12 protein-coding genes are annotated in these 13,452 nt (G+C 71.7%); 11 read left to right on the top strand and 1 reads right to left on the bottom strand.

Annotation, left to right across the window (positions count from 1 at the left end):
• The first annotated feature begins 2 nt into the window (after positions 1 to 2).
• Positions 3 to 455 carry an Lrp/AsnC family transcriptional regulator gene (locus ABZ656_RS27545; RefSeq protein WP_015661832.1) on the top strand — a complete coding sequence of 151 codons (453 nt, stop codon included), beginning with the start codon at positions 3 to 5 and terminating at the stop codon, positions 453 to 455.
• Between the two features lie 128 nt (positions 456 to 583).
• Here the strand turns inward: ABZ656_RS27545 and ABZ656_RS27540 are convergent, their stop codons facing one another.
• On the bottom strand, positions 584 to 1,324 hold the full coding sequence (locus tag ABZ656_RS27540) for a GntR family transcriptional regulator (protein WP_360271140.1): 741 nt from the start codon (positions 1,322 to 1,324) through the stop codon (positions 584 to 586).
• A 212-nt stretch (positions 1,325 to 1,536) separates the two neighbouring features.
• Between ABZ656_RS27540 and ABZ656_RS27535 the strand changes: the two genes are divergently transcribed.
• The 10 genes from ABZ656_RS27535 to ABZ656_RS27490 all read left to right on the top strand — a co-directional run bounded on the left by ABZ656_RS27535 (position 1,537) and on the right by ABZ656_RS27490 (position 13,361).
• Entirely contained in the window at positions 1,537 to 2,694 is a 1,158-nt protein-coding gene (locus ABZ656_RS27535) for an extracellular solute-binding protein (protein ID WP_101406282.1), read from the top strand.
• Complete coding sequence (locus tag ABZ656_RS27530; RefSeq protein ID WP_101406283.1) at positions 2,691 to 3,602, top strand: ABC transporter permease subunit; 912 nt, start codon at positions 2,691 to 2,693, stop codon at positions 3,600 to 3,602. The genes ABZ656_RS27535 and ABZ656_RS27530 overlap by 4 nt, the downstream gene beginning before the upstream one ends.
• Complete coding sequence (locus ABZ656_RS27525; RefSeq protein WP_101406284.1) at positions 3,587 to 4,426, top strand: ABC transporter permease subunit; 840 nt, start codon at positions 3,587 to 3,589, stop codon at positions 4,424 to 4,426. Before ABZ656_RS27530 ends, ABZ656_RS27525 begins: the two co-directional genes overlap by 16 nt.
• A 3-nt stretch (positions 4,427 to 4,429) precedes the next feature.
• Complete coding sequence (locus ABZ656_RS27520; RefSeq protein ID WP_101406285.1) at positions 4,430 to 5,506, top strand: ABC transporter ATP-binding protein; 1,077 nt, start codon at positions 4,430 to 4,432, stop codon at positions 5,504 to 5,506.
• A gap of 46 nt (positions 5,507 to 5,552) precedes the next feature.
• Positions 5,553 to 7,124, top strand: a complete 1,572-nt coding sequence (locus ABZ656_RS27515) for an HAD-IA family hydrolase (protein ID WP_360271137.1) — start codon at positions 5,553 to 5,555, stop codon at positions 7,122 to 7,124.
• 123 nt (positions 7,125 to 7,247) lie between these two features.
• Positions 7,248 to 9,701, top strand: coding sequence for a nitrate- and nitrite sensing domain-containing protein (locus ABZ656_RS27510; RefSeq protein ID WP_360271136.1), 2,454 nt, complete (start codon positions 7,248 to 7,250; stop codon positions 9,699 to 9,701).
• On the top strand, positions 9,691 to 10,161 hold the full coding sequence (locus ABZ656_RS27505; protein WP_360271134.1) for a roadblock/LC7 domain-containing protein: 471 nt from the start codon (positions 9,691 to 9,693) through the stop codon (positions 10,159 to 10,161). The genes ABZ656_RS27510 and ABZ656_RS27505 overlap by 11 nt, the downstream gene beginning before the upstream one ends.
• 7 nt (positions 10,162 to 10,168) lie before the next feature.
• Positions 10,169 to 10,549: a DUF742 domain-containing protein gene (locus ABZ656_RS27500; protein WP_360271132.1), complete on the top strand. Its 381-nt coding sequence runs from the start codon at positions 10,169 to 10,171 to the stop codon at positions 10,547 to 10,549.
• Between the two features lie 253 nt (positions 10,550 to 10,802).
• The gene (locus tag ABZ656_RS27495; RefSeq protein ID WP_360271130.1) at positions 10,803 to 11,591 is read left to right on the top strand and encodes a carbon-nitrogen hydrolase family protein; all 789 of its coding nucleotides are present in this window, start codon (positions 10,803 to 10,805) and stop codon (positions 11,589 to 11,591) included.
• 60 nt (positions 11,592 to 11,651) lie between these two features.
• Positions 11,652 to 13,361 (top strand): FAD-dependent oxidoreductase, encoded by a 1,710-nt coding sequence (locus ABZ656_RS27490; protein ID WP_101406288.1) that lies wholly within the window; start codon positions 11,652 to 11,654, stop codon positions 13,359 to 13,361.
• Positions 13,362 to 13,452 lie beyond the last annotated feature (91 nt).

Here is a 13,452-nt window from a genome sequence, read left to right as displayed (position 1 = left end):
CAGTGCTGAACGATCTCGACGAACGCATCGTGCACGCCCTCGCCGAGGACGCCCGCCGCTCCTACGCCGACATCGGCCAACTGGTCGGCCTGTCCGCGCCCGCCGTGAAGCGACGGGTGGACCGGCTGCGGGCCACGGGTGCCATCACCGGGTTCACCGTGCGGGTGGATCCGGCGGCGCTCGGGTGGGAGACGGAGGGGTTCGTCGAGATCTACTGCCGCCGGAACACCTCGCCGGAAACCATTCAGCGGGGGCTGGAGCGGTATCAGGAGGTGGTGGCCGCGTCCACCGTCACGGGGGAGGCGGACGCGGTGGTGCAGGTCTTCGCTTCCGACATGCGGCACTTCGAGCGGGTGTTGGAGCGGATCGCCGGGGAGCCGTTCGTTGAGCGGACCAAGTCCGTGCTGGTCTTGTCTCCGTTGCTGCGGCGGTTTTCGTCGGGATCGCCTACGTAGGGGGCACGGGGGTTCGTAGGCGGCTGCGGGTTCGTTGTGGCTGGCCGTGCCCCGCGGCGCAGCCGCCATATGTCACAGCCCCGCGCCCCTTTCGGGGCGCTGCACCCTGCGCCCTCTGACAAGAACCCTTACTCCGCTGTCTTTCTTGCCAGCGCGTTGTTGCCGATCGAGTTGTGGACGCTGAAGCTCACCGCGTCCGAGCGGTAGCGGTCGTCGGACCATTCCACCGGGCGGCCTTCGCGGGTGGTGGTGACGCGGCGGACCCTCAGGAGGGGACTGGTGCGGCGGACGCCGAGGAGGTCGGCGTCCTGGGCGCCCGCCGCCACCGCGTCGATGACGTGCTCGCCGTAGGCGAAGACCAGGCCGGTGTCCTCGTAGAGCCGCTGGGTGACCGAGGAGCAGTCGGGCTCGATGGTCTCGACGGCGGGGGAGATCCAGTCCGCGTACACGGTCCGTTCCAGGAGGACCGGCTCGCCGTCCAGGCCGCGGATCCGCAGGACGTGCAACACCGGTGTCGTCTCGGGGAGTTGGAGGCGTACGGCGTCCTCCGCGGTCGCCGGGCGGTGCTCCTGCTCGACGACGTGTCCCGTCGCCTCCCGGCCCATCGCGCGTGCCCACTGGGCGAAGCTGCGCAGTTCGGCGAAGCTCTGGCTGCGACGGCTGGCGAGGACAACCCGGCGGGCGCCCTGGCGGGAGCCGATGAGGCCCTCGGCGGTCAGGGCCGCGACGGCCTGGCGGACCGTGCCGCGCGCCACGCCGTACTGGGCCGCGAGGTCCGTCTCCGCGGGCAGCAGACTGCCCACCGTGTACTCCTCGCGGTCGATCGCCCGCCGCAGTTCATCGGCGATCTCCTCGTGTCGCGCCGGCATGCTTCCCCTCTGACTCGACTGCTGTGCACAGCGTGACCAGCCTAATCGAGATCCGAAGGTGATCGGCGCGGGCCGGGATTGTGCAGGGAATCAAGGGTCACGGTTTCGCCAAAGTTTACGAACAGGACACCAACGCCGGGCCTACTGGGGCCAACTTGTTCAGACAAGTTCTCCGCACTACCCGAACCCTCGTGCGTACTCCTGGAGAGACCGTGACCGTGTTCCTGCCGAGGACCGCCGTCCTCACCGGCGGCCTCGCCGTCGCCGCCGCCCTCGCCCTCAGCGCCTGTGGCGCGGCCCCCGACGACAAGTCGACCACCGCCGACGGCAAGAGCGCGGCCACCGCGACCTCCGCCGCGGACATCGGCGGCCTCGACGCCCTGGTCAAGGCCGCCAAGAAGGAGGGCACGCTGCACGCGATCGCGCTGCCCCGCGACTGGGCCAACTACGGCGCCCTGATCGACGGCTTCAAGAAGAAGTACGGCATCAAGATCGAGGTGGAGAACCCGGACGGCGCCAGCCAGGACGAGATCAACGCCGTGACGTCGAGGAAGGGGCAGGACCGCGCCCCCGACGTCCTCGACCTGGGCAGCTCGTTCGCGCTCAGCGCCGCCCAGCAGGGGCTGCTCGCGCCGTACAAGGTGACCGCCTTCGCCGACATCCCCGAGGGGCAGAAGGACGCGCGGGGCCGCTGGTTCAACGACTACGGCGGCTACATCTCCATCGGCTGCGACGCCAAGAAGGTCAAGGAGTGCCCGAAGACCTTCAAGGACCTGCTCAAGCCGGAGTACAAGGGTCAGGTTGCCCTCAACGGCAACCCCACCAAGTCGGGTTCGGCCTTCGGCGGTGTCTACGCGGCCTCGCTCGCCAATGGTGGTTCGTTCGACGACATCCAGCCCGGCCTGGACTTCTTCGCCAAGCTGAAGAAGAACGGCAACTACACGCCCGTCGAGTCGACCCCGGCCACCGTCGAGAAGGGCGAGACCCCGATCAGCATCGACTGGGACTACCTGAACGCCGGTTACGCCGACGAGTTCAAGTCCAAGGGCGTCGACTGGACGGTCACGGTCCCCTCGGACGGCAAGTTCTCCCAGTACTACTCCCAGGCCATCAACAAGGACGCCCCGCACCCGGCGGCCGCCCGCCTGTGGCAGGAGTACCTCTACAGCACCGAGGGCCAGAACCTCTGGCTCAAGGGCTACGCCCGCCCGGCCCTGATGACCGCCATGCAGACCGCCGGCACCCTCGACAAGACCGCCGCCGCGAAGCTCCCCGCGGTCTCCGGCACGCCGAGCTTCCCGACCGAGGCCCAGCAGGCCAAGGCCAAGACGGTCCTCGCGCAGGGCTGGGGCAAGGCCGTCTCCGGATGACCACCGTCCTCACCGAGGCAGAGGCCGACGTGACGCCCGCCGCCGCCGCTTCCCGGCGGCGGCGGCGCCGCGCCCCCGGCTGGCTCGCCGTGCTCCCGCTGCTCGTCTTCGTCGCTATCGCCTTCGGCATCCCGGCCCTGGCCATGCTGAACGGCGCCTTCACCGTCAAGGACCAGACGACCGGCGCCACCTCGTACACCACGGCCAACCTGACCGACTCGCTCCAGGGCGCCTACCTCACCGCCCTGATCGGCAGCGTCAAGCTGTCCGCGGTCTCCGCGGGCATCGCGACCGTCCTCGGACTGCCGCTCGCCCAGGCCGTGGTGACCTCCCGCTTCCGTGCCCTGCGCGAGGCGGTCCTCACCGCGTCCGGCGTCCTCGCCAACTTCGGCGGCGTCCCGCTGGCCTTCGCGTTCGTCGCCACCCTCGGCAACGCGGGTGTCCTGACCGAGCACCTGGGCCTGAAGGACAAGGGCTGGAACCTCTACAGCTTCTGGGGCCTGGTCATCGTCTACCTGTACTTCCTGATCCCGCTGATGGTCCTCACCATCACGCCCGCCCTGGACGGCCTGCGCTCCCAGTGGCGCGAGGCCGCACAGAACAACGGCGCCACCGGAATCCAGTACTGGCGGCACGTCGCCCTCCCCGTCCTCACCCCCTCCCTGCTCGGCGGCCTCGTGCTGCTCTTCGGCAGCGCCTTCGCCGCGTACGCCACCGCGGCGGCCATGGTGGGCAGCGCGGTCCCGCTGGTCACCCTGCAGATCGCCGACGCCATCTCCGGCAACGTCCTGGTCGGCCAGGAGAACGTGGCACTCGCCCTCAGCCTCGACATGGTCCTCATCGCGGGCCTGGTCATGGCCGTGTACCTGCCCCTGCAACGACGGAGCGCGCGATGGCTGGAAGCCTGAACAAGTCCGTACGCGTACGTCCCTGGCGCGGGGTCGTCCTCGTCTGCGCCGGGCTCTACTTCCTGATCCCGCTCGCCGCGTCCGTGATCTTCACGGTCGACGTGCCGAACCAGGGGATCACCTTCGACGCGTACCGCCAGATCGTCTCCGCCGACGGCTTCGGCTCCAGCCTGCTGCTGTCGCTGGAACTGGCCGCCGCCACCATCGCCGTGGTCCTGCTGCTGATGGTGCCCGCGATGGTCGCGCTGCGGCTCGGTGCCCCGAAGCTGCGGCCCGTGGTGGAGGTGATCTGCTCGCTGCCGCTGGTCGTCCCGCCGATCGCCTTCGTCGCCGGGATCGCCACGGTCCTCAAGTGGGGACCCGAACACCTCTCCCGCACCCCGCTGTTCGAGACGTTCGTGGCCCTCCAGAACCCCGACTTTCCGTTCGTGCTCGTCCTCGCGTACGTAGTGATGGCGCTGCCGTTCGTGTACCGGGCCCTGGACGCCGGGCTGCGCGCCGTCGACGTACGCACTCTCGTCGAGGCCGCGCGCAGCTGCGGTGCGAACTGGCCGCAGGCGCTGGTACGGGTCGTGCTGCCCAATCTGCGCGGGGCGCTGCTCAACGCCTCCTTCCTCACACTGGCCCTGGTGCTCGGCGAGTTCACCGTCGCCCAGTTGCTCGGCTTCCAGCCCTTCGCCGTGTGGATCTACAGCGTCGGCGGCTCGCAGGCCCAGCTCTCCGTCGCCGTCTCCGTGCTCAGCCTGCTCGTCACCTGGGCCCTGCTCCTCTCGCTCGCCGGGCTCGGCGGGCGCTCCCGTTCCGCTTCCGCATCCCGGGGATGAACCATGACCGTCACCACGCTTGAGAAGGCCTCCGACGCCAAGGCCGCCACCGTTGAATTCCGGGGCCTGCGGCGGGAGTTCGGCCCGACCGTCGCCCTCGACGGCCTCGATCTGACCGTCCGGCCCGGCGAACTCCTCGCCCTGCTCGGCCCCTCCGGCTGCGGCAAGACCACCGCGCTGCGCATGCTCGCCGGGTTCGAACACCCCGACTCCGGCGAGGTGCTGGTCGACGGCGAGGACGTCACCCGGGTCCCGGCCCACCGCCGCGACGCGGGGATGGTCTTCCAGTCGTACAGCCTCTTCCCGCACCTCAGTGCCCTCGACAACGTGGCCTTCGGGCTGCGGATGCGCAAGGTGCGTACCGCCGAACGGCGTTCCCGCGCGGCCGAGTTGCTCGACCTCGTGGGACTCGCCGACAAGGGCGAGCGGTTCCCGCACCAGCTTTCCGGCGGCCAGCAGCAGCGCATCGCACTGGCCCGCGCACTCGCCCTGCGTCCGCGCGTGCTGCTGCTCGACGAGCCCCTCTCCGCCCTGGACGCCAAGGTGCGCCTCACCCTGCGCGAGGAGATCAGCCGGCTTCAGCAGGAACTCGGCATCACCACCCTGTTCGTGACGCACGATCAGGAAGAGGCGCTGTCCATGGCGGATCGCGTCGCCGTGATGCGGGCCGGGCGGCTCGAACAGTGCGCCGCGCCCGCCGAGCTGTACGGGCGGCCCGCGACCGCCTTCGTCGCCGAGTTCGTCGGCACGATGAGCCGGATTCCGGGGCGGCTGGACTCCGGCGTGGCCGAGGTGCTCGGACAGCGGTTGCCGGTCGACGGGGACGCGCCCGGCGCGACGGAGATCGACGTGCTCGTACGGCCCGAGGCGGTGCGGGTACGGGCCGACGACGCCGGGACCGCCCGCGTCGTCGCCACCGCCTTCCTCGGTGCTGCCACCCGCGTCACCGTCCGGCTCCCGGACGCCACCGAGGTCAAGGCCGACCTGCCCACGCACGAGGCCGCCGGGCTCGGCTCGGGCGCCGCCGTGACCGTGAGCCTGCCGGAGCGGCCGGTGCTGGTCGCCGAGCGCACGCGTTGACCGACGCATCCCCCCCACTGAGTTACGCCGAGTGAAAGAGAGCACCGTGACCCTCCGCACCACCTCCCGCCGACTCCCCCTCCAGGCCGTTCTGTTCGACATGGACGGCACGCTCGTGGACACCGAGCGACTGTGGTGGGAGGCGGTGGAGCAGGTGGCCGACGGGCTCGGACGCCGGCTGACCGGGGCCGACCAGCCGGAGGTGCTGGGCAGGCCCGTCGAGTACACCGCCGCCTGGCTGGGCCAGGTCACGGGCGCCGGGGCGCGGGAGATCGCCACCGAGCTGCACCGGGAGTTCGCGCACCGGGTCCGCACCGGCATCGTGCCCCGCCCGGGTGCGCTGCGGCTCCTCGGCGAACTGGTCCGCGAGGGTGTCCCCACCGCCCTCGTGACGGCGTCGCCGCGCGCCGTCGCCGACACCGTCCTCGCGGCCCTCGGCGCCGAACACTTCGCGGTCTCCGTCACGGCCGACGACACCGAACACACCAAGCCCGCCCCCGACCCCTACCTCGCCGCGTGCCGCGCCCTCGGTGTCGACCCCGCCGCGTGTGTGGCCGTGGAGGACACCGAGACGGGTGTGGCGTCCGCCGAGGCCGCGGGGTGTGCCGTGCTCGCCGTGCCCTCGCTCGCGCCGATCGACTCCGTACCCGGACGCACCGTCCTGACCAGCCTGGAGGAGGTGACCCCGGCCCGGCTGCGCGCCATGGTCGCGCCCCGCGAGCTGCGGGTGATGAGCTGGAACCTCTGGTACGGCGGGACGAAGGTCGACGACCACCGCGAGAAGCAGCTCAAGGTCATCGCCGAGACCGGCGCGGACGTGGTCGGCCTCCAGGAGACCCACGACACCTCGGCACAGGAACTCGCCGAGGCACTCGGCTGGCACCACCACCGGGCCGGCGAGAACCTCGGCGTCATCAGCCGCTACCCGATCACCGCCCGCCACGGCGACCCGGACGTCGGCTTCTACGGCGGCACCGGAGTGCGCGTCCGGCTGGACGGCGGCCAGGAGGTGGACATCTGGAGCGCCCACCTCGACTACACGCCGTACGGCCCCTACGAGGCCCGCTTCGACGGGCTCCCGGCGGCCGAACTCATCGCCCACGAGGGCGTCCGGCTGGAGCAGATGCGGGAGATCCTGCGGCGCATCACCGAGTCCGCCACCGAGGCGGTCCCCGTGGTCCTGGTCGGTGACTTCAACGCGCCCTCGCACCTGGACTGGCCGGACGTCGAGTGGCCCGTGACCAGGGCCGCCGAGGAGGCCGGCCTGCGCGACTCCTACCGCGAGGCCCATCCCGACCCCGTGCGGGAGCCCGGACACACCTGGTCGCCGGTCCATGTGCAGCACGAGGACGGCAGCGGACGGCCCGAGCCGCAGGACCGGATCGACTTCGTGCTGCACCGGGGGCTGAGCGTGCTCGACTCCCGGGCGCTCGTCACCGGCACGCCGCGACCCTGGCCCGACGTCGCCGGCAACGACTGGCCCTCGGACCACGCCGCGGTGATGACCACCTTCGCCGTGCCCCGCGCCGACCCCTCCGACCCCTCCGATCCCTCCGAACTCGCCGACCGGCCGGGCACGTCCGCGCACCGAACCGAGAGTCGGTCCAGGAAGCCATGAGGAAGCCATTGCGATGCGGGCGCGCCATCACGTAGGTTGATCCGCGCCGCTACCAGCGAGTAACACCGATGGGTAACCAACCGTCGCCCGGCCACCCGACCGTCCTGTCGTCCTGGGGAGTCCATGCGCTGGTCCTTCGGCCGTCCCACCACGGTCCGTACACGCATCGTGGCGCTCGCGCTCGCACCGGTGGTCGCCCTCATGGTGCTGTGGAGCTTCGCCATGGTGTCCGTCACCGGCGAACTGCGCGCGCTCGTCCGGGTCCAGGGGGTGTACGACGACTTCGGGACGCCCGTCGACACGGCGGTCGGCCAGATCCAGATCGAACGGCGGCTCGCGGCCGCCTACCTGGGCGCGGACCACGGCACGGCGGCGGCCCTCGACCTGATGGAGCAGCAGCGCCGCACCGACCGCGCCGTGACCGCCATGCGCACGGCGATCCGGGACGGCGACCGCGGGCGGCTCTCCGGCAGGCAGCGGCAGGTGCTCGACGCCGTGCTGCGCTCCTTCGACGGGCTGGAGGGGCTGCGCGAGCGGGTGCTGTCCCGCGCCATCAGCTGGGACCGGGCGGTCACCGAGTACGGCGCCCTCGTGGAGCCGGGCTTCGACGTCCAGTCCGCCCTCACCGCGCTGCAGGCCGGACAGCTGGCGCGCGAGGCCCAGGTCGTCATCGAGCTGGTGCGGGTGAGGGAGTTCGTCTCGCGGGAGGACGCCCTCGTCGCCGGGGCGCGGGCCGCCGGATCGCTCACCGACCGCCAGTACGACACGCTCACCGCTACGATCGAGGACCGCCGGGTCTTCGAGCGGACGTATGTGCCCGACCTCCCCGCCGACTCGCGCGGCCCCTTCGAGGAGTTCCAGCGCGGCTCCCTGTACCGGGAGTTGACCCGAGGCGAGGACGCCCTGCTGCGGGCGGGCGCGCGGGGTGCGGGGGAGGCCGTCGCGGCCGGCTCCTGGCGCACCACCACCGACCGGGCCGTCAAGCGGTACATGCAGCTGTGCACGCGGTCTGCCGTCAACTCCGCCGACCGCGGACGGGCCTTCGCCTACCGGGAGCTGGCCAAGGCGGCGATCGTCGGTGTACTCGGACTCGCCGCCGTGGGACTGTCCTTGTGGTTCGCCGTGCGCGGAGCTCGGCGCATCTCGCGCCGCCTGGAGACCCTCCGGGACGCCGCCGACCTCCTCACCACCCGCCAACTACCTGACGTGATGCGGCGGTTGAGCGCGGGTGAGGACGTGGACGCCGCCACCGAGGCCCCACCCCTGGCCGACGGGGAGGCGGGAGCCGACGAGATCGGCCAGGTCGGCCGGTCCTTCAACACCGCTCGCCTCGCGGCCGTCGAGGCGGCCGTCAAGCAGGCCACCCTGCGCCGCGGGCTGTTCGCGGTGCTCCTCAACATCGCCCGCCGCAACCAGGCACTCGTCCACCGCCAGCTCAAACTGGTCGACACGCTGGAGCGGCGCACCGACGACCCGGACGTCCTGGACGACCTGTTCCGGATCGACCACCTCACCACCCGGATGCGGCGCCACGCGGAGAGCCTGATCATCCTCTCCGGCGCGGCGCCCGGCCGCAGGTGGCGCAGGCCCGTGCCCGTCGCCCGCGTGGTGGCCTCCGCGGTGAGCGAGATCGAGGAGTACGCGCGCGTCGTGGTCCCGCCGATGCCGGAGGTGGGCGTAGCGGCGGACGCCGTCGCCGACGTCGTCCATCTGATCGCCGAACTCGTCGAGAACGCCACCGTGTTCTCACCGCCCCAGACGCAGGTCACCCTGCGCACGGGCCGGGCCGGGAGCGGGTTCGTCCTGGAGATCGACGACCGGGGCCTCGGTCTCGAACCCGAACAGATCGAGGAGGCCCACCGCACCCTCACCACGCCGGACGACTTCGACCCGACCCGGCACGACCGGCTCGGGCTGTACGTGGTGGGGCGGCTCGCCGCACGGCACGGTATCGAGGTCACGCTGTGCCGGTCGCCGTACGGCGGTACGACGGCGGTGGTGCTGCTGCCGGAGGCGGTCCTCGCGCCGGTCGACCCCGAGCGGCCGGAGCCGGCCGCGGACACGGACCGGCGGACGCTGCCGTCCCGGACCTCCCGGGCCTCCGAGACTTCCGGGACCTCCGAGATTTCCCGGGCCTCCGAGATTTCCCGGGCCTCCGAGATTTCCCGGGCCTCCGAGATTTCCCGGGCCTCCGAGATTTCCCGGGCCTCCGAGATCTCCCGGACCTCCGAGATCTCCCAGACCTCCGAGACCTTCCGGAAGGGCACCACGGTCCTCGAGGAACAGAGGGAGGCACCTGAGCGGCACGAGGACCGCGTACCGCAGAGCGCTCCCGCCGCGAGCCCGCCCGCGCTGCCCACCCGCGTCCGGCAGACCTCCCTCGCCCCCGGACTGCGCACCGAGCGCCGGGCCGCCGACGAGCCGCCGGAGCGCGAGGTCACCGCCGAGGAGGTCCGCGCGGTCTTCGGTGCCTTCCAGCGCGGCCTCGACCGCGGCCGCAAGGGCCAGCCCACCGGGCCCGGATCCGAGCGGCGAACCGACACCGAGGAAGGGACGGACGCCGACGATGCTCCGTGACCAGACCCCCGAGCCCGCCGACCGGGCCTCCGAGCCCCCGGGCAGCGTCCCCGAACCCCCCGGCACGGACCTCGGCTGGCTGCTCGACGACCTCGTGGCCAGGACCGACCACGTCCGCCAGGCCGTGCTCCTCACCGCCGACGGCCTCCCGCTGAGCTGCTCGGACGGCATGCGCCGACGGGACATCGAGCACCTCGCCGCCGTCTGCTCCGGCTTCCACAGCCTGGCCCGCTCGGCCGGCGAACGCTTCGCCGCGGGAGAGGTGCGCCAGACCATGGTGATGCTCGACGACGCCTACCTCTTCATCACCCCGGCGGGCGACGGCAGCCGACTGGCCGTCCTGAGCGAGGTGCAGACGGACGTCGGACAGCTCGCCCACGAGATGGCGCTGCTGGTCCGCCGCGTCGGCCGCCACATGGCCGCCGCCGTACGGTCGGCCGCCGACCCCGCGGGCCCCTGACCCGGCCGTGACCGACGACCACTGGTACGAGGACGAGACCGGGTCGATGGTGCGGCCCTACACCGTCACACGGGGCCGGACCCGGCCCTCGGACCGGCACACGATCGATCTGATGTCGCGGGTCACCGCCCTGAGGACGGACGAGGGCCGGCCGGGTGTCGACCACGCCGGCGCCGCCCTGCTCACCCTCGTGCGCCACGGACCCCGGCCGGTCGTCGAGCTCGCCGCCGACGCCGACCTGCCCCTGACCGTCGTACGCGTGCTGCTCGGCGATCTGGCCGAGGCCGGTCTCGTACGCATCGACGCGCCGCGGCGGCCGGATCAGGGCGGCCCGGCGGCCGACCCCGAGCTGCTGCGCGAGATCGTGGAGCGACTGCGCGCGCTGTGAGAACCGGACGCGGGCCGTGCGGCCGGGAGGGCTCGGCACGGCGCGGTCGCGACGGCTCGTCACGGCGTCTGTGACCTGCGCCTCAGGGGGTTTCGGGCCCCGCCCGAGGGTGCGCAACGAATCACCGCCGGAGGCCGGGTGCACGCAACGATTCGTCCACCGGCGCGCAACGGCTCCGCCTTGTCCCCCCGAGCCCGCCGCCCGTACCGTCTAGACAGCCCCCGATACCCCTCCGTACCCGTGAGGACCACGCATGCGCACAGCCCTGCTCCAGAGCTCCGGCCGCCCCGGCTCGGTCGTCGAGAACCTGAAGGTCCTCGACGAGGCCGCGGGCCGTGCCGCCGCTGCCGGTGCCGGGCTCTTGGCGGCGCCGGAGATGTTCCTCACCGGGTACGCGATCGGCGACGACATCGCCCGCCTCGCCGACCCCGCCGACGGCGCCTGCGCGGACGCGATCGCCGAGACCGCCACCCGCCACGGCGTCGCCGTCGTCTACGGCTACCCCGAGCGCGAGGGCGAGACGGTCTACAACTCCGCGCAGCTCATCTCCGCCGACGGCACCCGCCTCGCGAACTACCGCAAGACCCACCTCTTCGGCTGCTTCGAGCGCGACCACTTCACGCCCGGCGAGCAGCCCGTCGTCCAGGCGGAGCTGAACGGCCTCCGCGTCGGCCTCATGATCTGCTACGACGTCGAGTTCCCGGAGAACGTCCGGGCCCACGCCCTCGCCGGCACCGACCTCCTCGTCGTGCCGACCGCGCAGATGCACCCCTTCCAGTTCGTCGCCGAGTCCGTCGTCCCGGTGCGCGCCTTCGAGAACCAGATGTACGTCGCGTACGTCAACCGGGTCGGCCCGGAAGGCGAGTTCGAGTTCGTCGGACTCTCCACGCTGGCCGGTCCCGACGGGATCGCCCGCGCCCGGGCCGGACGCGGTGAGGAACTTGTCCTCGCCGACGCCGACCCCGGCTTCCTCGCGGCCTCGCGCGAGGCGAACCCGTATCTGAAGGACCGCCGCCCCGGCCTCTACGGCTCGCTCGTCTGACATCCGGCCGCTCCCCCGGCGCCTTCCCTCACCAGCTTTCCCGCAAGGAGTCCGTACCCCATGACGTCCACGGTGCCCACCGCCGTCCAGCACGCCGACGTGCAGCAGCCGCCGATCACCATGTTCGGCCCGGACTTCCCGTACGCGTACGACGACTTCCTCGCCCACCCGGCGGGTCTCGGCCAGATACCCGCGACCGAGCACGGCACCGAGGTCGCGGTCATCGGCGGCGGCCTGTCCGGCATCGTGGCCGCCTACGAGCTGATGAAGATGGGCCTCAAGCCCGTCGTCTACGAGGCCGACCAGATCGGCGGTCGCCTGCGGACCGTGGGCTTCGAGGGGTGCGACCCGTCGCTCACCGCCGAGATGGGCGCCATGCGCTTCCCGCCCTCCTCCACCGCCCTCCAGCACTACATCGACCTGGTGGGTCTGGAGACCCGGCCGTTCCCCAACCCCCTCGCGGAGTCCACGCCCTCGACGGTCGTCGACCTCAAGGGCGAGTCGCACTACGCGACCACCGTCGACGACCTGCCGCAGGTCTACCGCGACGTCATGAACGCCTGGAACGCCTGTCTCGAAGAGGGCGCCGACTTCTCCGACATGAACCAGGCCATGCGTGAGCGCGATGTGCCGCGCATCCGCGAGATCTGGGCGAAGCTCGTCGAGAAGCTCGACAACCAGACCTTCTACGGCTTCCTCTGCGACTCGGACTCCTTCAGGTCCTTCCGGCACCGCGAGATCTTCGGCCAGGTCGGCTTCGGCACGGGCGGCTGGGACACCGACTTCCCGAACTCGATCCTCGAGATCCTGCGCGTCGTCTACACCGAGGCCGACGACCACCACCGGGGTATCGTCGGCGGCTCCCAGCAGCTGCCGCTGCGCCTGTGGGAGCGCGAGCCGCAGAAGATCGTGCACTGGGCCTACGGCACCTCGCTCGCGAAGCTGCACGACGGCGCCCCGCGCCCGGCCGTGACCCGGCTGCACCGCACCGCGGGCAACCGGATCACCGTCACCGACGCGAACGGCGACATCCGCACCTTCAAGGCGGCGATCTTCACCGCCCAGTCCTGGATGCTGCTCTCCAAGATCGCCTGCGACGACTCGCTCTTCCCGATCGACCACTGGACGGCGATGGAGCGGACCCACTACATGGAGAGCTCCAAGCTCTTCGTGCCCGTCGACCGGCCGTTCTGGCTGGACAAGGCCGTCGACGACAGGGGAAATCCGACCGGACGGGACGTCATGTCGATGACGCTCACCGACCGCATGACCCGCGGCACCTACCTCCTCGACGAGGGCCCGGACAAGCCCGCCGTCATCTGCCTCTCGTACACGTGGTGCGACGACAGCCTGAAGTGGCTGCCGCTGTCCGCGAACGAGCGGATGGAGGTCATGCTGAAGTCGCTCGGCGAGATCTACCCGAAGGTCGACATCAGGAAGCACATCATCGGCAACCCGGTGACCGTGTCCTGGGAGAACGAGCCCTACTTCATGGGCGCGTTCAAGGCCAACCTGCCCGGCCACTACCGCTACCAGCGCCGCCTGTTCACGCACTTCATGCAGGACGCACTGCCCGAGGACAAGCGGGGCATCTTCCTCGCCGGCGACGACATCTCCTGGACGGCCGGCTGGGCCGAGGGCGCAGTGCAGACCGCGCTGAACGCGGTCTGGGGCGTCATGCACCAGCTGGGCGGGGCGACCGACCCGACCAACCCCGGGCCCGGCGACGTCTACGACGAGATCGCGCCGGTGGAACTGCCCGAGGACTAGGTCCTGTCGTCAAATTCCCGTCGTCCGCCCGGAGGGCGGGCCCTGCGGCGTCAGGTGCGTGCTCTCGGCGTGCCGGGCACAGGCCCTCGTA

It is taken from the genome of Streptomyces sp. NPDC007095 (genome assembly GCF_040634475.1).
In the GTDB taxonomy this organism is placed as follows: domain Bacteria; phylum Actinomycetota; class Actinomycetes; order Streptomycetales; family Streptomycetaceae; genus Streptomyces.
This window is presented reverse-complemented; position numbering and strand designations above follow the sequence as displayed.